Genomic DNA, 22542 nt, shown 5'->3' with positions numbered 1-22542 from the left:
AAAAAAAATCTTTCTGAAAATTCTTTTTTCTTAAAAGGTTATCGACAAACTTAAAAGAGTGGTCAAGCTATTAGTTGATCACATTGCACAATCCACTGTAAAGTCTATTGACGGATTTTTTATCAATAGACATAAGTATTAGAGGAGAAGATCTTGGCAGGACATGACGTAGTATACGGAAAACACCGTACTAGACGCAGCTTTTCGCGAATCAAAGAAGTACTTGATTTGCCTAATTTGATCGAAATTCAAACTGACTCTTATCAGCGTTTCTTAGAACAGTCTTTAGCAGATGTGTTCAAAGAAATGTTACCAATTGATAACTTTGCAGGTACAAAAGACTTGGAGTTTGTCGGTTATGAAATGAAAGAACCAAAATATACGATAGAGGAAGCAAGAGCGCACGATGCAAACTACTCTGCGCCTTTATTTGTGACGTTCAGACTTGTTGATAAAGAGTCTGGAGAGTTAAAAACACAAGAAGTATTCTTTGGTGATTTCCCAATCATGACAGAAATGGGTACCTTTATCATTAATGGTGCTGAACGTATCATCGTTTCACAATTAGTACGTTCACCTGGTACTTATTTCCATCCAAAAGTAGATAAAAATGGTTTAGAATCATATGGACATACCACTATCCCTAACCGTGGTGCTTGGTTCGAACTAGATACAGATGCTAAAGGCATCGGTTATGTAAGAATTGACCGTACACGTAAATTGCCATTTACAACAATCTTACGTGCGCTTGGTTTTGGTTCAGATGATGATATTTTTGAAATTCTTGGTGATAGCGAGTTAACACGAGCTACTATTGAAAAAGATATTCATAAATTTGCAAATGATACTCGTACGGAAGAAGCACTAAAAGACATCTATGATAGACTTCGCCCTGGTGAGCCTAAAACAGCAGATAGTTCTAGAAGCTTATTAACATCACGCTTCTTTGACCCACGTCGCTATGATTTTGCGCCAGTTGGTCGTTATAAAGTCAATAAAAAATTAGCCCTTAAGAACCGTTTATTAGGACTTACATTAGCTGAAGCCTTGATCAGTGCTGAAACTGGAGAAATTTTAGTTAGCCAAGATACTGAATTGACACGTGATGTCTTAGATAGCATCGAAGCAGAATTAGACAACGGCTTAAACACTGTGACGCTTTATCCTTCAGATGATGCTGTTTTGACTGAACCAATTGAGATTCAAGTGGTTAAAGTTTATTCTCCAAAGGATCCTGAAAAAGTGATTAACGTCATTTCAAATGGCCAAATTGCACCAGAAGTCCGTCATCTAACACCAGCTGATATCATTGCAAACGTTAACTACTGGTTAGCGCTTAACGAAGGTATCGGTCGCGTTGATGATATCGATCATCTAGGTAACCGTCGTATTCGCTCAGTAGGTGAATTGTTACAAAACCAAGTCCGTATCGGGTTAAGCCGTATGGAGCGTGTCATTCGTGAACGTATGAGTTCAGCAGATGATGAAAATATGACACCACAGTCATTGATTAACATCCGTCCTGTTACAGCTGCAATCAAAGAATTCTTTGGTAGTTCACAGTTATCACAGTTCATGGACCAACATAATCCACTGTCAGAATTATCACACAAACGCCGTTTGTCAGCGCTTGGACCTGGTGGTTTGACACGTGACCGTGCTGGATATGAAGTACGTGACGTACACTATACGCACTATGGCCGTATGTGTCCGATTGAAACGCCTGAGGGACCAAATATCGGATTGATCAATAACTTATCATCATTTGGTAAGATTAATGAATATGGCTTCATCATGTCACCATACCGTCGTATTGACCGTGTAAATGGTGTCGTGACTGATGATATTCACTATCTAACAGCTGATGAAGAAGATAATTACATCGTTGCTCAAGCTAATTCTCCATTAACAGAAGACAACAAATTTGCTGTTGATACAGTTATGGCTAGAACACGAGGAAACAATATTGAAGTTGAAGCTGATAAAGCTGACTTCATGGATGTCTCTCCTAAACAGGTAGTTGCTGTTGCCACAGCTTGTATTCCTTTCTTGGAAAATGATGACTCCAACCGTGCCCTCATGGGAGCGAACATGCAACGTCAAGCTGTGCCACTTATCGATCCACATGCACCTTTTGTTGGGACAGGGATGGAACATCAAGCAGCCCGTGATTCTGGTGCAGCAATCTTGGCGAAACATGAAGGAACAGTAGAATTTGTTGATGGTGGAGAAATCCGTATTCGTAGAACGACTGGCGAATTAGACAAATATACTGTAACGAAATACCGTCGTTCAAACTCAGGAACATCTTACAACCAACGTCCACTTGTTCAAGTAGGTGATAAAGTTGATAAAGATGAAATCATTGGTAACGGTCCATCTATGGAAGGTGGAGAAATGGCCCTTGGTCAAAATCCACTCGTTGCTTATATGACTTGGGAAGGGTATAACTTTGAGGATGCGGTTATCATGAGTGAACGCCTCGTCAAAGATGATGTCTATACGTCTATTGCGATCGAAGAGTATGAGTCTGAAACACGTGATACAAAACTTGGACCTGAAGAAATTACAAGAGAAATTCCAAACGTTGGTGAAGAAGCAATGCGTCACCTAGATGAATTTGGTATTATCCGTATTGGTGCTGAGGTTAAAGAAGGCGATATTCTTGTTGGTAAAGTGACACCTAAAGGTGAAACAGATCCTACACCAGAAGAACGTCTGTTACGTGCCATCTTTGGTGAAAAAGCGCGTGAAGTTCGCGATACTTCTCTTCGTGTACCACATGGTGCCGATGGTATTGTTCACGATGTGAAGATTTTCCGTCGTGAAAACGGGGATGAGCTCCAAACGGGTGTGAATACACTTGTTCGTGTGTTTATTGTTCAAAAACGTAAAATCCATGTTGGGGACAAGATGGCCGGTCGTCACGGTAATAAAGGGGTTGTATCTCGTATTTTACCAGTTGAAGATATGCCTTATTTACCAGATGGCACGCCAGTTGATATCATGTTGAACCCACTTGGGGTACCATCACGGATGAATATCGGACAGGTTATGGAGCTCCATTTAGGTATGGCTGCACGTACCCTAGATTTACACATCGCAACGCCAGTCTTTGATGGTGCTAGTGATGAAGATATCTGGAATACCGTTAAAGAAGCTGGTATGGCTGATGATGCTAAGACTGTACTTTATGACGGTAGAACTGGTGAAGCCTTCGATAACCGTGTATCAGTTGGTGTCATGTACATGATCAAACTTCACCACATGGTTGATGATAAACTCCACGCACGTTCAGTAGGTCCATACTCACTAGTTACGCAACAACCACTTGGTGGTAAAGCGCAATTTGGTGGACAACGTTTCGGTGAGATGGAAGTTTGGGCATTAGAAGCATATGGTGCTGCTAATATTCTACAAGAAATCTTAACTTACAAATCAGATGATGTTGTCGGTCGTACAAAAGCATATGAAGCCATCGTTAAAGGTGAAAAAATCCCTGCTCCAGGACTTCCTGAGTCATTTAGAGTATTGGTAAAAGAGTTACAATCACTTGGTTTAGACATGAAAGTACTTGATGCAGAAGATAAAGCATTGGAACTTCGTGAGTTAGACGATGATGCTGATCCACATAATGCTGAAAAAATCGAAGTCACAGTTGATATGTTAGAGGCAAAAGAATTAGCAGTCGCTAAAGCAGTAGAAGCTGAAGAGAGCGCTATTGAAACTGCGAAATAAAAAGATATAAAACTCTCTGATTAGTGCTTATATTAGATGAGCAGTGTAGTAGCTGCGAACTATTTAGTAAGCACCTTATCAGAACAGAAAACCAGAACAAAAGATTTTAATCAGAAGTTGCACACAACTCACTGATACAAATCTTCTCAATTACAGGAGAAAAAATGGTCGATGTAAATAAGTTTGAGAGTATGCAAATTGGGATTGCATCTCCTCAAAAAATCCGTTTTTGGTCTTTTGGTGAAGTCAAAAAACCAGAAACAATCAACTATCGTACACAAAAACCAGAACGTGAAGGTCTCTTTGACGAACGTATTTTTGGCCCATCAAAAGATTGGGAGTGTAGCTGTGGTAAACTTAAAGGCGTTTTCTATAAAAATCAGGTTTGTGAACTCTGTGGTGTCCAAGTCACACGTGCAAAAGTACGTCGTGAACGCATGGGACATATTGAATTAGCAGCACCAACGTCTCATATATGGTACTTTAAAGGTATCCCATCACGTATGGGCTTAGCTTTAGATATGAGTCCGCGCTCTCTTGAAGAAATTATTTATTTCGCAAGTTATGTGGTGATTGATCCTAAAGAAACAGCACTTGAGAAGAAACAATTACTGACTGAGCGTGAGTATAGAGAACAAATGCTTAAAAATGGATTTGGCTCATTTGTTGCTAAGATGGGTGCGGAAGCAATCCAGGATTTGTTAAAAGCTGTTGATTTAGATGCTGAAATTTCAGCACTTAAAGAAGAATTACAAACAGCAACAGGACAAAAACGTGTTAAAGCAATCCGTCGTCTGGACGTGCTAGATGCCTTTAATAAATCAAGCAACAAACTTGAGTGGATGGTACTCAATGTACTACCAGTCATCCCACCAGATTTACGTCCGATGGTACAACTAGATGGTGGTCGTTTTGCGACATCAGATTTAAATGACTTGTACCGTCGTGTTATCAACCGTAATAACCGTTTGAAACGTTTGATGGAGCTTAATGCACCAAATATTATCGTACAAAATGAAAAACGGATGCTACAAGAAGCAGTTGATGCTTTAGTCGATAACGGTCGTCGTGGTCGTCCAATTACTGGTCCAGGTAATCGTCCACTTAAATCCCTCAGCCATATGCTAAAAGGAAAACAAGGACGTTTCCGTCAAAACTTACTAGGTAAACGTGTCGATTACTCAGGTCGTTCTGTTATCGTCGTTGGGCCAACATTAAAAATGTACCAATGTGGTGTACCACGTGAAATGGCTATTGAATTGTTTAAACCATTCGTCATGAGCGAAGTGGTGAAACGTGAAATGGCACCAAATATTCGTGCTGCAAAACGTAAAGTTGAACGTCAAGATCCAGATGTTTGGGATGTGTTGGAAGATGTTATTAAAGAACACCCAGTACTACTTAACCGCGCACCAACACTTCACCGTCTTGGTATTCAAGCGTTTGAACCAGTGCTTATCGATGGTCGTGCTATCCGTCTTCACCCACTTGTATGTGAAGCCTACAATGCCGATTTCGATGGTGACCAAATGGCGATTCACTTGCCACTTTCTGAAGAAGCACAAGCTGAAGCACGTATCTTAATGCTAGCTGCTGAACACATCCTTAATCCAAAAGATGGTAAACCAGTTGTTACGCCTTCACAAGATATGGTCTTGGGTAACTACTACATTACGATGGAAGAAGCCAATCGTGAAGGCGAAGGCATGGTCTTTGCTGATGCTGATGAGGCAGAAGTTGCTTGGCGTAATGGGTTTGTTCACCTTCACTCACGTGTTGGTATTGCAACAAAATCATTAAACAAACCTTGGACTGAAAATCAAAAAGATAAAATCATGGCCACAACCGTAGGGAAAATTCTTTTCAATGCGATTATGCCAGAAGAATTCCCTTACTTGAACGAGCCAACACAAGATAACTTAACGTCTCAAACTGATGATCGTTTCTTTATGGCACCAGGTGAAGATGTTAAAGCATTTATCGAAAATCTTGATTTAGTCCCTCCATTCAAGAAAAAACATCTAGGAAATATCATCGCAGAAGTCTTCAAACGTTTCCGTACGACGTTAACGTCTGAAATGCTTGACCGTTTGAAAGACCTAGGCTACCACCATTCTACTAAAGCTGGTTTGACTGTTGGTATTGCTGATATTCCTGTTGTTGAAGATAAACACTTGATTATCGATGCAGCACATGATAAAGTATCGCAAATCACGAAACAATTCCGTCGTGGATTGATTACTGATGATGAACGTTATACAGCCGTTACAGATGTATGGCGTGGGGCTAAAGAAGAACTTGAACGTCGATTAATCGATGCGCAAGACATGTCTAACCCGATCGTTATGATGATGGATTCTGGTGCCCGTGGTAACATCTCCAACTTCTCACAACTTGCGGGGATGCGTGGATTGATGGCAGCGCCGAATGGTAAAATCATGGAGCTCCCAATCATTTCTAACTTCCGTGAAGGTCTATCAGTCTTGGAAATGTTCTTCTCTACCCATGGTGCCCGTAAAGGGATGACAGATACGGCCCTTAAAACAGCCGATTCTGGTTACTTAACACGTCGTCTAGTAGACGTAGCCCAAGATGTGATTATTCGTGAAGATGATTGTGGTTCTGACCGTGGTCTTGTCATTAGCGATATCGCAACTGGTAAAGAAATGGTAGAACCATTATCAGAACGCTTAAATGGTCGTTATACACGTAAATCTGTACAACATCCTGAAACAGGTGAAGTGATTATTGGTGAAGATGCGCTCATTACTGAGGCAATTGCTGCACAAATCATTTCAGCAGGTATCACAGAAGTGACAATCCGCTCAGTATTTACATGTAAAACACGTCATGGTGTATGTAAACATTGTTATGGTGTCAACTTAGCAACAGGTGATGCAGTTGAAGTTGGTGAAGCAGTAGGTACTATCGCAGCCCAATCTATCGGTGAACCTGGTACACAGTTGACGATGCGTACCTTCCACACGGGTGGTGTAGCATCATCTGAAGATATCACACAAGGTCTCCCACGTATCCAAGAAATCTTTGAAGCACGTAATCCTAAAGGGGAAGCTGTTATTACTGAAGTAACTGGTGAAGTTATCGAAATTACTGAGGAAGCAGCGACACGTAAAAAAGAAGTTACGGTTAAAGGAGAAACGGATACACGTACGTATGAAGTACCATTTACAGCGCGTATGCATGTTGAAGTTGGTGACTTTATTCACCGTGGTACACCACTTACTGAAGGATCTATCCAACCTAAGCATTTGCTTCAAGTTCGTGATACACTTTCAGTTGAAACTTACTTACTTGGCGAAGTACAAAAAGTATATAGAAGCCAAGGGGTTGAAATCGGCGATAAACACGTTGAGGTTATGGTACGTCAAATGCTCCGTAAAGTTCGCGTGATGGATGCTGGTGATACAGATCTATTACCTGGTACTTTGATGGATATTGCTGACTTTGAGGAAGCTAACCAACAAATTCTATTTGATGGTGGTGTACCTGCGACATCTCGTCCAGTTCTGATGGGGATTACTAAAGCATCTCTTGAAACCAATTCATTCTTATCTGCTGCATCTTTCCAAGAAACAACTCGTGTGTTAACAGATGCTGCTATTCGTGGTAAGAAAGATCCATTACTTGGTCTTAAAGAAAATGTTATCATTGGTAAGATTATCCCAGCTGGTACAGGGATGGCACGTTACCGCAATCTTGAACCATTAGCACAAACACCTGAAGCACCAGCTGTTGAAACAGACGCTGTTGTGGAAGAAATTACTGAATAACTTGTTTGTTGAAAAAACGTATTGGTAGTTGTATGCCGATACGTTTTTTTGATACTCTATGTGTCGTAACCTTATCAAACATCGTGATTAGTTTAACTAATCACGATGTTTTGTTTTTTTTAATACTAATTTCTCAACTAGGCGTTAAAATAATAAAAGAGGTTAGTAGATGAGAAATAGAAAGGAGAATTATGGACATTCAGATGATGCAAGAAGCGCTACCACAATATATCAGTGCAACTTTGCTGACATTAAAATTAGCTCTAGGTGGTATTCTACTTGCTTTATTCATTGGTTTGATTATGAGTTTTATGAGTTATTTTAAAGTGCCAGTTCTTAAACAGATAGCAAATGCCTATACCGCTTTATCCAGGAATACACCTTTATTGATTCAATTATTTTTTTTATATTATGGATTGCCAAGAATTGGTATTCGGTTGGAAAAGGAGACAGTTGGATTGATTGGCCTAGCATTTCTAGGCGGTGGCTACATGAGTGAAGCATTTAGGGGAGGTATTGCATCCGTTCCTAGGATTCAGATAGAAAGTGGTCGAGCTATTGGCTTAACACGGTGGCAGTTGGCAAGATTCATTATTTTACCACAAGGACTTGCCAATAGTGTACCAGCAATAGGAGCTAACGTACTTTTTTTACTAAAAGAAACCTCTATTTTTTCTGCTATTGCGATCATGGATTTGACGAATGTAACTAGGGATTTGATTGGCATGTACTATTTAACACGTGAATATTTACTCATGCTAGTCGTTGCTTATGCAATTATCTTGGTACCATTATCATTATTGATCAGTTTTATTGAAAGGAGGGTAAGATATGGGATTTTCGGGTATTGATATTCTATTTGATGGTACGAATCTAACCCGACTGCTCAAAGGGATGTGGTTGGTAGCGGAGATATCTTTGATATCACTAGTCATCGGGCTATCTCTAGGCGTTCTGTTTGGTATATTACGCACATCAAAGTCTCGGATTATCAAAGTTATTTTTAAACTTTATCTGGAAATATTTAGAATTTTGCCTTTATTAGTATTGTTATTTTTGTTTTACTATATTTTACCAGAGATGTTTCAGACAACTATTAGTAATATAACGGTTTCGATCATTGTATTTGTACTGTGGATTTCTTCTGAGATGAGCGATATAGTCAGATCTGCCCTCGTGAGTGTACCTAAAACGCAGACTGATGCAGGTCGGGCAATAGGGTTAAACAAATTACAGCAATATCGATTTATTTATCTGCCACAGAGCTTGCCTCTTGTTATACCAGCTACACTTAACCTGATTACCCGGGTGATCAAGACGACCTCTATTTTATTAATTATAGGTGTACCGGAGATGATAAAAGTTGGACAGCAAATTATTGAACATTACACCATCAAGGTGCCTACAGCTTCACTTTGGGTTTATGGGTTTATTTTTTTACTATATTTTATATTATGTTGGCCGATTTCCAGGTTAGCAAAGCACTTAGAAAGTGAGGTGGTGAGATGAGTGTGCTAGAAGCGAAACATATTAGCAAAACGATTGGCGATCATACCATTTTAAAAGATGTTTCATTAAAAATTGAAAAAGGTGAAGTATTAGTATTGTTAGGCCCTTCTGGTAGTGGAAAATCCACTTTGCTAAGAACGTTAAATGGGCTTGAAACGATTGATAATGGCAATATCTTATTAAACAATGAGGCTTTGACGCTAACAGAAAAGTCCTGGGAAAAGGTACGGCCGGAAGTGGGGATGGTCTTCCAATCTTACGATCTTTTCCCAAATTTAACAGTGCTAGAAAACATCTTATTAGGGCCTATAAAAGTCCAAAAAAGAGATAAGGAAAATGTCACTGCTATCGCCAAACAACTTTTAGAAAGAATCGGACTTGCTGATAAAGCTGAGAGTTACCCGCGTCAGTTGTCAGGTGGACAAAAACAGAGAGTTGCGATTATTCGAAGTTTAGTGATGGTGCCCCAAGTCTTATTATTTGATGAGGTGACTGCATCACTAGATCCAGAAATGGTTAGAGAGGTTTTAACTGTCATTAAGGATTTAGCTGGTCAGGGCATGACGATGCTGATTGTGACACATGAAATGAATTTTGCCAAGCAAGTAGCAGATCGCATTATTTTTATGGATGCAGGAGAAATCATTGTCGAAACGACAGCAACGTCATTTTTTACAACAGAAGCACACCCACGTGTTAAACAATTTTTATCTAGTTTAACATATTAAATTTATAGGAGAAATCAGTATGAAAATTTGGAAAAAAACTTTAGGTATTATCGCAGTAGCAGGGATTACAGTATCACTTGCAGCATGTGCAACATCACAGAAAAAGGCAAGCTCAAAAGAAGAAGAGAATATCTCGAGTGTCAGTGCAATCAAAAAAAGAGGAGAGATTAAAATAGCGGTATTTGGAGATCTATCACCTTATGGGTACTTAGATGCATCAGGAAAAAACCAAGGCTATGATGTCTATCTTGCCAATCAAATCGGTAAAGATTTAGGTGTTAAAGTTAAATACGTAATTGTTAACGCCGAAGAGCGTGTAGATGCATTGAAATCTAATAAAGTAGATTTGGTATTAGCTAATTTTACTAAAACACCAGAACGAGCAAAAGTGATTGATTTTGCCAATCCCTACATGAAAGTTGCAGTGGGTGTGGCGAGTCTAAAAGATAAATCTATCACAACAGTTTCACAATTAAAAGGTAAAAAAGTGATTGTGAATAAAGGGACGACAGCAGAGAGTTACTTCACCCAAAAACAACCAGATGTGACACTCGAAAAATATGAATCAAAAACACAGCAATTTCAAGCGTTGAAAGATGGTCGTGCGGATGCAATAGCTGATGATAATAGCTATTTGTATGCTTGGGTTAAAGAAAATCCTGATTTTGAAGTAGGGATTAAAGAACTTGGTGATGTTGCGACGATCAATCCTGGTATTAAAAAAGGAAATACGTCTTTACTCAACTGGACGAATAAAGAATTAGAAAAGTTGGGTGAAACAGGATTCTTTGCTAAAGATTATGACGCAACACTGAAAAGTTTCTTTGGTAACGATATTACTGCAAAAGATATCGTTTTAGAAGGTAAAGCAGAATAACTGAGAAAAATTTAGTACATCCTGATTTTGCCAAAAGCAAATCATGATCATAATTTATAGACAAAATAGTAGTTAATTTCTATATTTTGAGTTAGAATATAGTCAGTAAGAAGAAAATAAGAATCATAAGGAGAACCCATTATGGCACACACACTTCCAGAACTTCCCTACGCATACGATGCGCTTGAACCATTTTTCGATGAAGCAACAATGAAATTGCACCATGATAAACACCATGCAACTTATGTTGCTAACTTGAATGCAGCGATTGAAAAACATCCTGAATTAGCTGAAAAATCAGCACTTGAGTTGGTAAAAGAGTTGAGCTCAGTGCCTGAAGATATCCGTACAGCAGTTCAAAACAACGGTGGTGGACATGTCAACCATAGTTTCTTCTGGGAAATTTTAGCACCGAATGCAGGTGGTAACCCAACTGGAGAAATTGGTGATGCTATCTCTGCAAAATTTGGTGATTTCGAAGCCTTTAAAGCAGAATTCAAAACAGCAGCTACAGGCCGTTTTGGTAGTGGTTGGGCATGGCTAGTTGTTGATGCAAATGGTGAACTTAAAGTAACGTCATCTGCGAATCAAGATAACCCAATTACTGATGGTGAAACACCAGTGCTTGGTCTTGATGTTTGGGAACATGCATACTACCTTAAATATCATAACGTTCGTCCTGATTATATCGCAGCATTCTTTGAACTTGTTAACTGGGATAAAGTCAACGAACTTTACGCAGCTGCAAAATAATTAAAATTAATAGATAAATAACAAGGCACCCGTAAGGGTGTTTTTTTTTGCTTTTCTTAGCTTACAGAGCGCTTTTGGGGCAAGGCAATACGAGGTCGCATGTCAATGATTTTTTTTGTGATAAAACTCTACTTAGTTAATTCACATAACCCCTTAATTATAATTTAACTGTTATTATAATCTTTATTGTGTTAGAATAACGTTTGTAAGGAGAGTACATCGGTAACGCATCATCACTAGAGGATGTGTAGAAATTAAGGAGTTTTTAAATGAAAAAAATTTTAGTAATTGCGGCTACGTTAATGATAGCACTTACAGTTAGTTTAGGAGTAATGCTCAAAGCAAGTGCGCAAACAACAACTGATTATTATAAACAATATGGCGCTTTTGATGCGGATAAAAATAGTGTCAAGGTTGATAACTGGGATCGGTTTATTGCAGCTTATCAAGACGAAAGTGTCACAAAAATTATTTTGATTGCAGATATTACAGATACATCAAAAAATGGCCCACACGGTCCTACAAATTACAAGCGACAAAATTCTTTAGAAATTGATGGACAAAATCATCAATTAACCTTAAAAAAATATCATGGCTTAAGAACGAGTGAGAAAGCAACCGGATTTACGGAAGAAAAATCAGGTAACCCTTTTTCACGTTCTTTTTTTCATATGCATGATATTAGTATTCGTCAAAATTTAAATGGTGTAGCAGCAGCAGTAGGTAACTATTCTTCTTTTGCTTTTGTTGGCGCGAGTGACGTACATGCGTCATGGGGCTTAGAAGCTTCAAAGTACGAAGAAAATATGACTAAGAACTGGTACTTTCGGTTTGGTAATGTGACGACTGCACAAGATGACAATACGGATAATGCCAAAGGCGTGGCTCGCTTAGTCATGGCATATGGGGCAGCAGTTAGCCTTTATGGCAAGATAGATTTGAGTACATCTGCTGAAAACATGTATGTTGGGTCCCTCACAGTTGAAGACGGGACAAGTTGGACAGGTAAAACTGAACACTATAATTATGCAACAGTCTGGTTTGCCATAGACAGTCCCAAAGACGGTACAGGCCATAGTCAAGCACTGACTATCGGAAAAGACTGTCAGATTGAACTCGCTAATCCTGATCATGGCCGTGATTATCCTGCTTTTTATGGTCATTATGGTCAAGCTGTCATCGGTGAAAATTCTCAGGTCAAGGTGAATAATAAAGGCGTGGCTTGGCGTTTTGATCAAGATAAAAGTAGGTTAACCATCAAAAAAGGGGCTAATCTAACCTTGACATCAACTGGTAAAGGGAAAGTCATCCAGTTTGGTCGAGGACCGCTTCGGTCAGGAAAAGTCTCTGATTGTCAGTTAACCATCGAATCAGGTGGTGCACTATTTGTATCAGGTAAGACAGATGGAGCAGGTCAACTCAGTCTAATTGACTTTACTGGCGGGAGTTTAATGGTCCCTTTTAAAGGATATGAAGCAAAGAATTGTCAGATTAAAGTAGCATCGGGTGCTATTTTTGATAGCCAAAATCAAGCGACAGGTAGACATGTTCAGCGTCATAGAACGATTAATCTTAGAAATGAGACGAACCAACTCATCTTTGAAGACCACCAACTCAAATTATGGAATGTCAAAACACCCGTGACGAATCAAGCAGACATGATATTAAAACCCATAAAAAACTTGACTTTCCAAGGTGAGACAAGTGTTAAAGTGTCAGATGATGCAAAAGGAGATGAGGCGCTTAGAAAACTCCAACTTAAAAACTATCGCCGCATGACTAATATCGTAGGGACGATAGAAGATTATGATAACGATGGCTTGCCAAATGATCTGGAGAAAATACTCGGGACTGATCCACTAAATCCAGATACTGATGGTGATGGGCTAACAGACGGTGTCGAGTACCATCAGACGTTGACAGATCCTTTGAAAGTAGATAGTGATGGTAATGGGATTCCCGATGGGGATGAAGATTTCGATAAAGATGGGATAGCTAACCTAGAAGAGATTAAAAATGGGACAAGCCCAGCTAAAGCAGATTCTGATGATGATGGCTTAGATGATCTCAAAGAAAAAGAACTCGGGACAGATCCCTTAAATCCAGATACTGATGGTGATGGCCTATCAGATGGTGATGAGATTTTGCTAGGTCTCGACCCACTCAAGCAAAAGACCGATGGCAAAACGCTTGATAGTGAGCGGAAAATCGGACAAGAGTTAAGTCGAGAAAGAATTAATGAACAGTTTTATGAAACCAACTCATTATTTATTCCTAAGCTTCAAGCAAAGGTGGCAAAAGTATTAGATAAACACGCAGAAATTGAAATTTCTGATATTGATAATTTTGATAATCAGCGAGCACTATTAGGTAGTCCGATAGAGTTAAAAACAGATTTTGAAACAACAGATATGACATTGGCTATTGAATTGTCAGAGTCTGTGTTATCTATGGGAGAACAATACAATAAAAATTTAATTATTTGTAAGTATGAGGGGAATACCTTAAAACCATTAACAACATCCTATGATGGACAGGTCATTTCAGCAGATATTACATCACAAGGCATCTATCTCGTGCTGGATAATATTACTTTTTTGAAAAACTTAGGGGTTGATCCAAAATCAATAATTGATAATAAAATAGCACCTCGAAGTGCAAAACAAGGTTTATCTGTAGAGGAGCCTAAAACATCTACAATGGATAATAATGGACATTATGCTGCTGCAAGACAAAAAAGTAAAGTAGTACCACCACCAGAATCGAATAAAATAAATGCTGAAAAAGTAGCGAAGCAGATTGGTAGACAATCAACTATTACATCAGGAAGGGCTGATATTGTTTTTGTTCTTGATTCTACAGGATCAATGAGTGATGAAATTGCTAATGTCAAAAATAATTTAGGTGTATTTGCACAAGAACTTTTAACAACTTATAATGTTCAAGCAAACTTTGCTTTAGTAGATTATAAAGATATTTCGGTAGATGGAGAAAATAGTACAGTAGTTGTTAAAAATAAATTATCTAATTGGTATACTGATTCAGATAGTTTTAAACAAGGCTTAGGCAGTATTGTTATTAGTGGTGGGGGAGATGCACCAGAAAGTGCTATTGACGCATTGGCAACCGCTCATAAACTTGATTTTAGAACGAATGCTGAGAAATTTATTATTCTTGTTACAGATGCCACTTTTAAAGTTGGAAATCGGCATGGTATATCAGATATGGAAGAAATGATAGGGCTTTTAGAACGAGATAATATGATGACTTCTGTCATTACCTCATCTAATTTAAAAGCTACCTATCAAGAACTATATGAACAGACAGGAGGGATTTATGGCAATATTTATGGTAACTTTAGTCAGGAGTTATTAAAAATTGCGGATAATATTGGTGAAAATGTCAATGAAGGTACATGGGTTTTATTGAAAGATTTTCAGGCTGTACGTTTGGATGGTGAGGTAGGTTCACGCTGTGATACAGATAAAGATGGTTTATATGACTATGAAGAACTGGGAAAAAAAGAATCTTTAACTATAAAACCGTTTATCACTGCAATGTGTTTAGCAAATAATGTTTCTCCCGATCTATATAAAGGAAAAGATGTTGTAGAAGTTTATAATTATACCTCTAATCCTGTACTACCAGATACTGATTTTGATGGAATAAACGATAAGAAAGATAGGGAAAAAATTAATGGTAATCGTTTTGCAGGATTAATGGTCGATGCTAATGGTAGTTCAGAGTATGGTATTAATGATGCAATACCTGTTGAATATAAAGTTAATTTTCGAAGATTCTTTACAGCTAGTAACACCTCTTACCACAAGGACTTGAGTGTTTTAGGGTCGTTACTATCAAGCGTTGTTTATAAAGATAGAGTATTAGATGTTGGAGAAGGCGTAAGTTTTAAAGGTGATATTATAAAGATGCTTGACTGTTATGGCATGAGTGATACTAAACGCTATCAATCCAAAAATAAATATGGTGATGACGACATTTCTGAACTCGGTATAGGTCATCGCAAGATAATCTATCAAGGAAAAGAAAAAGAGGTGATTTTTGTGACAGTACGGGGGACAAACGGCACTGTTAAAGAATGGAGCTCAAATTTTGATGTAGGTGCAGATACAAAGGATTATTGGGATCAAAATAATCCAGACTGGGATAATAAACATCACCATAAAGGTTTCGATGTCACTGCCAATCGTTTAAATACATATATTAAAGCATATGTTAAACAATACGTCTCAACATCTGCTGAAAAAGTTATCTATATAACAGGTCATTCAAGAGGGGCTGCAATCGCAAATCTTTTAGGGGCTAAGTATGAGGACGATTCTGAATATAAAACATATACTTATACTTTTGCTGCACCAAATACAACACAAGATAAGAAAAATTATAAGACAATTTTTAACGTCATCAACACAGATGATATCGTCCCACAGATGCCGCTCGAGGACTGGGGATTTACCAATTATGGGAAGATGAAGAAAATAAGTGTTGCGGAAAAATATGAAAAAACACTATCTAAAAATAAAAATGTATCTGGGACTTTCGAGTGGTTAACAGGTCGTGACTATAATAATGATGGTGGGACTAAACGCACATTAAACGCATTTTCCAAAGTGGCAACTGACCGAACTGCGATATATTGTAAAGATTATAATAGGGAAACACTACTTATTTCTTGGCTGATTCCTCACGAATATGATAGTTATAAAAACAATTTAGATAAAGGATGGCGTTTACAACGGCATATTTACAAAAACAATTCAGGTCATATATACCAAACTCTGGCTTTCTTGATGCAGGATTTAGCATATTTAGCGAGTAAAGGTGATTATAAAAAACAATATGAGGCATATCCTATATTAGGTAATGATGTCTCAAGGAAGTATGAAGCAGCCAAAAAATCTTTTATAATAACAAGTGGGTTTGGAAATCAGGTACCGATAATAGGCGGTATGGCACATCCTCATTTACCCCAAACCTATTATTTGATCGCGAAAAATAATTTTGTTGGGTTGACGTAGGAGGTTGAGATGTTTGGACTTGATTTAAGTACCAGTCTGATTGGCATTTTCTTTTTGATATACTTTGTCATTTTGGAGTGTAAGAGACATATTGCTATAAAAAACATAGTTTTCCAAGTAATTGTTACATCAGTTATACAGTGTATGTACGTCGGGATATATATATCAAGTATTTATTTAGACAGCAATTTATATATATATTTAGCTCTAATCCTACTGATTGTTATGTGTATCACAGGTTTCATTATGTACAAATGGCAGATCAAATTAATCTATTGGTTGTCACTTAATTTGATCATTTCTCCTGTATTGAGCTTTGCCTTAATTCAACTAGATACCTCTATTTTTGATACACCTTTTGGTAGCACTGGAGAGGGGCTAATCCCTATTTTTAGTGTTGTTTGTAGTATAATTTTGCAGGTTAGTATCTGGTTATTTATTAAATTACACAAATGGGTAAGTAGTTTAAAGAAACAAGAAAAATTCCCGTTAAAGCAAATTATCACTACTGATATTAAAATCATAGGTTTTCAAGTCTTACTAAGTGTATTGTTGGAAAGTGTGTTTATCTTTTATAATCTAGTTTTATCTAGTATCGCGATTATCTTAGCTATAGTAGTGATCTCTATCGTACGAAATAAATTACGAGGGCATTACATTTTTTGGATCCTCAGTTGGTCTGGTATTTCCTTTCTTGCACTGGTGGCAAGTTATGATTTTGTGCCATATGATTTTTCACTTTCCTATGAGATAAATCAAAGGCGATGGGATTCTGGAATGTTTGCCCTAATTGGATTAGCAATCTATCATTTACTTCTGACGATTTACTATAAATTAATGGAAGAGGACCAAATGCCCGAGGAGTTAGAATGAAAAAGATTAATGACAAGGCTGGAAACAATTAATTCTCTGGTAATAGGCGGTATGGCACATCCACATATACCACAAACCTATTATTTGATTGCAAAAAATAATTTTGTTGCGTTAAATTAAGGAGGTTATGATGGGTATGAATGTGTTGGGTATGAGCCTATTGGGGAGTTTAATTTTGATAAACTTTGTTATTGAAGAGTATCATAGACTTGTTCCTGGGAAAAGCATATACTTTCAGGTGATTATCACCTCAGTTATACAGTGTATGTATGTTGGGATATATATATCAAGTATCTATTTAAACAGTAATTTGTATATATATATAGCCTTAATTTTACTGATAGTTAGTTGTATTACCGGTCATGTTATGTATAAATGGCAGATTAAGTTAAGTTATTGGTTGTCACTTAATCTTATTATTTCACCTAGTTTGAGCTTTGCGTTAATTCAACTAGATACCTCTATTTTTGATAGACCTTTTGGTGGGATGGCAGAAGGACTAACTCCTATTTTGAGTGTTGTTTATAGTATCATATTACAAGTTAGTCTCTGGTTATTAGTTAAATTACACAGATGGGTAAGTAGTTTCAAGAGACAAGAAAAATCGCCGTTAAAGCAAAATTTCACCACTTATCTCAATATTACAGGTTTCCAAGTCATATTAGGTGTGCTATTGGAAAGTGTGTTTATCTTTTATAACGTAGTCGTATCTAGTATCGCGATTATCTTATCTATAGTAGTGATTTTTATCGTACGAAATAAATTACGAGGGCATTACATTTTTTGGATCCTTAGTTGGTCAGCTATTTCTTTTTTTGTATTTGTGTTTGGAGCAAGGTATTTTGGGGACTTTTGGGTATCTAACGATCTAATCACGTCAAATGGTGAAATTCAGATGTACACCATAATTGGATTAGCGATCTATCATTTACTTCTGACGATTTACTTTAGAGTAAGGGCAGAGGACCAAATGCCAGAGGAGTTAGAATGAAATGAATTAATGACAAGGCTGGAAACAATTAATTCTCTGGTAATTGGCAGTATGGCACATCCACATTTACCACAAACTTATTATTTAATCGCAAAAATATGTTTGTGGTGTTGACATAGTAGGTTGAGATGTTGGTCGGGGTATAGATATTGAGAGAAGCATCGATGGTTAAAGGCCACTATTTCATAGATACTATTGTGATAATGTCGTCATCATTTACCGTGGTAAAATTCACTAGAGATGATGCAGGATATAATGAAAAGTTTAAAACAGTCAGTCCAGTTGAGTAAGCATCCTAAAAGGGGTTATGGCTAGCTTAAATCAGCACAAAAAAGCACAATGAGTAGAGTCATTGTGCTTTTTGCGTAGAGAGTTCCTGTTTATTATTCTCTTGATGTCGGGTATAGTGAGTGGCATAATGGGTGATTACTCTCCAAAATCATAGAGGAAGGTAGAGAGATAGCGTTCACCATTATCTGGTGCAACAGTTAAGACTTTTTTGCCTTTTCCTAATTTTTTAGCGACTTGTTTAGCAGCAAAGATGGCAGCACCACCCGAAACACCTAGTAGGAAACCTTCTTCTTGACCAACTGCACGACCAGCGGTTATAGCGTCGTCTGAGCTGACCCGAATGATTTCATCATAAGACGTCGTATCGAGTGTGCCTGGGATAAATCCAGGTGAGATACCTTGGATTTTATGAGGTCCTGGTTTTTCACCAGAAAAAACAGCCGATTCATCTGCTTCTACAACATGGATGCTGATAGCTGGATTTGCTTTTTTGAGGACATGTGAAACACCAGATATAGTGCCCCCAGTACCAGCTCCTGCAACAAAAGCATCCAAGCCAGTTTCGCCAAAGGCAGCGATAATCTCAGGACCCGTTGTCTCTTCATGAATACGCGGGTTGGCAGGATTTTCAAACTGCAAAGGTAAGAAGTAGCCGTTATCCTCAGCTAACTCTTTAGCTTTGGCAATCGCAGCTCCCATACCACCTGTAGCAGGTGTCAGGATAAGCTCTGCACCATAAGCTTGGATGAGTTTACGGCGTTCGATAGAAAAAGTCTCTGGTAATACGATAATCACTTTATAGCCCAGCGCAGCACCAACAAAAGCTAACCCAATCCCTGTATTGCCAGATGTAGGTTCAATAATAGTCCCACCAGGTTTTAAGGAGCCGTCTGCTTCAGCAGCACGAATCATATTTAGGGCAATGCGGTCTTTTACAGAGCCGCCAGGATTGAAGGCTTCTAATTTAACATAAACATCAGCTGAATCCTCATCAACGTGACGTAATTTAACAATAGGTGTCGCACCAATCAACTCTGTAATGTTATCGTAAATTTTTGACATATAAGTATCCTCCAAATTAATTACCAAATAGTTTATAATACTATTATACTACTGAAAAAATAGTAGGTATTATTAAAAATTGAAATCGGGTATAAAAATATTTTATGAAGATTAAACATATAACCCCCATGGGCTATTGCTACGGGGTTGTCGATGCTATGGTGATTGCTAAAAATGTCTCAAAGAGTTCAAGTTTACCGAGACCGATCTATATATTGGGGATGATTGTTCACAATCATCACGTCACTGAAAGTCTGGAAAAGATAGGTGTCCAGACAATTGATGGAGATAATCGTTTAGCCATTTTAGAGAAAATCGATCAAGGTACTGTAATTTTCACGGCACATGGTGTATCAGATGCGGTTAGGAAAAAATGTGATGAAAAAGACTTAACAGTTGTCGATGCTAGTTGTCCGGATGTCTTAATTACACATGAAATCGTGAAAAAACGATTAGCAGATGGCTATGAAGTGATCTATATTGGTAAAAAAGGGCACCCGGAACCAGAAGGGGTGCTTGGTATCGATGCTGACAAAATTCATCTCTTATCGGAGTTGAAAGATCTTGAGCGACTTGATTTGTCTGGCAAGTTATTTATGACCAATCAAACGACCATGAGTATCTGGGATGTTGACGATATCATGCAGGCAGTCCGAAAAAAATTCCCTCAGGTCGTTGAACATAGTGATATATGTCAAGCTACCGATGAAAGACAGCGAGCAGTGGCAGAACAGGCTGTGGGATGTGATTTGACAATCGTTGTTGGTGACCCACGCTCGAATAATACCAACCGGTTAGCAGAAGTCTCTGAAAATCAGGCTAGTGTTCCTGCACATCGTGTCGCTGATGTATCAGAAATTAAGGCTGAGTGGTTTGACGGATTAGGCGATAATGCGACGATAGCAGTGACAGCAGGTGCGTCAACGCCGACAGCAATCGTTAGAGAAGTGATGCATTATCTGACACATTTTGATGGGAAAATACCTAAGAGTCAAGTAACGTATGAAGATATTGTCCCAAGAGGTGGTGTGCGTGATTTGACTAAAAAAAGAGAAAATCGCTTAGCAGAACTCAGGAAACAAGCATTTGAAGACTAATATATCTATAGGTACCAAAAAGAAATTAGAGGCGCTGACAAGCAACTTTGATTTTTTTTATTATAGATAGACAGTTAATGGCTGTATAATGATAACAAAAATAAATAAGTCGAATTTTCTGAAAATTGATTGACAAATACTGTGAATTATTTTACAATAAAGGGAATTACCTAATGAGCTTGTCATGAAAACAAGATGGCTAACCGAGTCATTATCCCATCTCTACATTGCCTAAAAATGTAAAAAGCAAGTAAGGATAGATAAGCAAAGTTAGACTAGACGACTCATTTGGTGAAAGGGTTTAAAAGGAGAAAACATGTCTGAAATTAACACATATAAGTATTACGTAGGTGGCAAATTTGCCGAATCAAACTCAGGTAATTTGATTGATATTGAATGCCCTTACGAAAAAACAGTTATCGGTCGCGTACAAGCTATTTCTAAAGAAGAAGCTGATGTAGCGATTGCAGCGACAAAATCAGCACAAAAAGAGTGGGCTGAACTCGATTTGTTTAAGCGTGCTGACTTATTAAACAAATGGGCTGATCAACTTGAAATTGATGCGCATGATATTGCAGAAATCATTATGAAAGAAGTTGGCAAAACATGGAATGATGCTGTTAAAGAAGTGACTAGAACAGCTGAGTTCATTCGCTACACAGTTCAAGAATACATCCATACAAATGATAGTGCCATGTCGGGAGAAAATTACCCTGGCGGATCAAAAAATAAAATCGCCATTATCAAACGTATTCCTTTGGGGACAGTACTTGCCATCTCTCCATTTAATTATCCAGTAAACTTATCAGTTGCAAAACTTGCACCTGCTTTGATATCAGGTAATGCAGTTGTATTTAAACCTGCGACACAAGGCGCTATCTCAGCGGTCAAAATTATTGAATCTTTTGATAAAGTTGGCTTTCCTGCAAATGTTTTGCAATTAATCACAGGTAAGGGATCAGATATCGGTGATTACGTGAGTGAGCATGAAGGGATAGATATGATTTCCTTTACTGGTGGCGCAACAACAGGCCGTCATCTCTCTAGTTTTTCAACGATGAAACCGATGGTGTTAGAACTTGGTGGGAAAGACCCAGCTATTGTCTGTGAAGATGCCGATATTGATCAAGCTGTGACTGAAATTATGAGTGGTGCTTATAGCTATTCTGGTCAACGCTGTACAGCTATCAAACGTGTTTTGGTTAATGAAGCTGTAGCTGATGAACTTGCTGCTAAACTTAAAGTGGAAGTAGAAGCGTTAAGCGTTGGGATGCCAATCGATAATCCTGTGATTGTCCCACTTATCAATAAAGGATCAGCAGATTATGTTGATGGTTTGATTACGGATACAATCAAAGACGGTGCGACATTACTTGTTGGCAATAAACGTGAAGATAACTTAATTTATCCTACTTTATTTGATCATGTGACGACTGATATGCGCTTAGCATGGGAAGAACCATTTGGACCTGTTTTGCCTATTATTCGCGTCAAATCTGATGAAGAAGCGATTAAGATTGCTAATCAATCAGAATACGGCTTACAAGCATCAGTATTTTCAAGAAACTTTTCTCGTGCAGTTGCAATCGCAGGCAAGATTGAAGCAGGTTCAGTTCAAATCAATGGTAGAACAGAACGTGGACCAGATCATTTCCCATTCCTAGGTGTTAAAAACTCAGGTATGGGTGTTCATGGTATCTCTAAGACAATTGATGCGATGACCCGTGAAAAACTATTAATTATTAATTTATAATAGCTGACCAAACATCAGATATTATCAGAGTGATCCTGTA

General features: G+C 38.1%; 13 protein-coding genes. 12 read left to right on the top strand and 1 reads right to left on the bottom strand.

Annotated features, from left to right (window positions below):
• The first annotated feature begins 153 nt into the window (after positions 1–153).
• From rpoB to RU87_RS01640, 10 genes are all read left to right on the top strand, one after another.
• The gene (rpoB, locus tag RU87_RS01685; protein ID WP_068162693.1) at positions 154–3738 is read left to right on the top strand and encodes a DNA-directed RNA polymerase subunit beta; all 3585 of its coding nucleotides are present in this window, start codon (positions 154–156) and stop codon (positions 3736–3738) included.
• A gap of 164 nt (positions 3739–3902) precedes the next feature.
• Positions 3903–7529 (top strand): DNA-directed RNA polymerase subunit beta', encoded by a 3627-nt coding sequence (gene rpoC / locus RU87_RS01680; RefSeq protein WP_068162696.1) that lies wholly within the window; start codon positions 3903–3905, stop codon positions 7527–7529.
• A 191-nt stretch (positions 7530–7720) separates the two neighbouring features.
• The gene (locus RU87_RS01675) at positions 7721–8380 is read left to right on the top strand and encodes an amino acid ABC transporter permease (RefSeq protein ID WP_068162699.1); all 660 of its coding nucleotides are present in this window, start codon (positions 7721–7723) and stop codon (positions 8378–8380) included.
• Positions 8361–9038 (top strand): amino acid ABC transporter permease, encoded by a 678-nt coding sequence (locus tag RU87_RS01670; RefSeq protein WP_068162701.1) that lies wholly within the window; start codon positions 8361–8363, stop codon positions 9036–9038. The genes RU87_RS01675 and RU87_RS01670 overlap by 20 nt, the downstream gene beginning before the upstream one ends.
• Complete coding sequence (locus RU87_RS01665; protein WP_068162702.1) at positions 9035–9766, top strand: amino acid ABC transporter ATP-binding protein; 732 nt, start codon at positions 9035–9037, stop codon at positions 9764–9766. Before RU87_RS01670 ends, RU87_RS01665 begins: the two co-directional genes overlap by 4 nt.
• A 19-nt stretch (positions 9767–9785) precedes the next feature.
• Positions 9786–10643 carry a transporter substrate-binding domain-containing protein gene (locus tag RU87_RS01660; protein WP_068162706.1) on the top strand — a complete coding sequence of 286 codons (858 nt, stop codon included), beginning with the start codon at positions 9786–9788 and terminating at the stop codon, positions 10641–10643.
• A 141-nt stretch (positions 10644–10784) separates the two neighbouring features.
• Positions 10785–11396: a superoxide dismutase gene (locus RU87_RS01655; RefSeq protein ID WP_068162710.1), complete on the top strand. Its 612-nt coding sequence runs from the start codon at positions 10785–10787 to the stop codon at positions 11394–11396.
• A 269-nt stretch (positions 11397–11665) separates the two neighbouring features.
• Complete coding sequence (locus tag RU87_RS01650) at positions 11666–16435, top strand: lipase family protein (RefSeq protein WP_068162715.1); 4770 nt, start codon at positions 11666–11668, stop codon at positions 16433–16435.
• 246 nt (positions 16436–16681) lie between these two features.
• Positions 16682–17308, top strand: a complete 627-nt coding sequence (locus tag RU87_RS01645; RefSeq protein ID WP_143471358.1) for a hypothetical protein — start codon at positions 16682–16684, stop codon at positions 17306–17308.
• Between the two features lie 367 nt (positions 17309–17675).
• Positions 17676–18299 carry a hypothetical protein gene (locus tag RU87_RS01640; RefSeq protein ID WP_143471357.1) on the top strand — a complete coding sequence of 208 codons (624 nt, stop codon included), beginning with the start codon at positions 17676–17678 and terminating at the stop codon, positions 18297–18299.
• A 426-nt stretch (positions 18300–18725) separates the two neighbouring features.
• Here RU87_RS01640 and cysK read toward each other — a convergent pair whose 3' ends face one another.
• On the bottom strand, positions 18726–19652 hold the full coding sequence (gene cysK / locus RU87_RS01635) for a cysteine synthase A (protein WP_068162722.1): 927 nt from the start codon (positions 19650–19652) through the stop codon (positions 18726–18728).
• A 104-nt stretch (positions 19653–19756) separates the two neighbouring features.
• Between cysK and RU87_RS01630 the strand changes: the two genes are divergently transcribed.
• Positions 19757–20749, top strand: a complete 993-nt coding sequence (locus RU87_RS01630; RefSeq protein WP_068162725.1) for a 4-hydroxy-3-methylbut-2-enyl diphosphate reductase — start codon at positions 19757–19759, stop codon at positions 20747–20749.
• A gap of 325 nt (positions 20750–21074) precedes the next feature.
• Positions 21075–22502: an NADP-dependent glyceraldehyde-3-phosphate dehydrogenase gene (locus RU87_RS01625; protein ID WP_425268474.1), complete on the top strand. Its 1428-nt coding sequence runs from the start codon at positions 21075–21077 to the stop codon at positions 22500–22502.
• The last annotated feature ends 40 nt before the right edge of the window (positions 22503–22542 follow it).

The organism is Pseudolactococcus plantarum (assembly GCF_002441715.1).
Lineage (GTDB): Bacteria > Bacillota > Bacilli > Lactobacillales > Streptococcaceae > Pseudolactococcus > Pseudolactococcus plantarum.
The sequence above is the reverse complement of the archived record's forward strand: the minus strand, read 5'-3'. Positions and strand labels throughout refer to the sequence as shown.

Excerpts from the sequence above, each read along its gene's own strand:
- RU87_RS01645 (WP_143471358.1), top strand. The coding sequence starts at position 16,682 with ATGTACAAATGGCAGATCAAATTAATCTATTGGTTGTCACTTAATTTG.
- RU87_RS01630 (WP_068162725.1), top strand. The coding sequence starts at position 19,757 with ATGAAGATTAAACATATAACCCCCATGGGCTATTGCTACGGGGTTGTC.
- RU87_RS01675 (WP_068162699.1), top strand. The coding sequence starts at position 7,721 with ATGGACATTCAGATGATGCAAGAAGCGCTACCACAATATATCAGTGCA.
- RU87_RS01670 (WP_068162701.1), top strand. The coding sequence starts at position 8,361 with ATGGGATTTTCGGGTATTGATATTCTATTTGATGGTACGAATCTAACC.
- RU87_RS01660 (WP_068162706.1), top strand. The coding sequence starts at position 9,786 with ATGAAAATTTGGAAAAAAACTTTAGGTATTATCGCAGTAGCAGGGATT.
- rpoC (WP_068162696.1), top strand. The coding sequence starts at position 3,903 with ATGGTCGATGTAAATAAGTTTGAGAGTATGCAAATTGGGATTGCATCT.
- RU87_RS01655 (WP_068162710.1), top strand. The coding sequence starts at position 10,785 with ATGGCACACACACTTCCAGAACTTCCCTACGCATACGATGCGCTTGAA.
- RU87_RS01640 (WP_143471357.1), top strand. The coding sequence starts at position 17,676 with ATGTATAAATGGCAGATTAAGTTAAGTTATTGGTTGTCACTTAATCTT.
- cysK (WP_068162722.1), bottom strand. The coding sequence starts at position 19,652 with ATGTCAAAAATTTACGATAACATTACAGAGTTGATTGGTGCGACACCT.
- RU87_RS01665 (WP_068162702.1), top strand. The coding sequence starts at position 9,035 with ATGAGTGTGCTAGAAGCGAAACATATTAGCAAAACGATTGGCGATCAT.
- RU87_RS01650 (WP_068162715.1), top strand. The coding sequence starts at position 11,666 with ATGAAAAAAATTTTAGTAATTGCGGCTACGTTAATGATAGCACTTACA.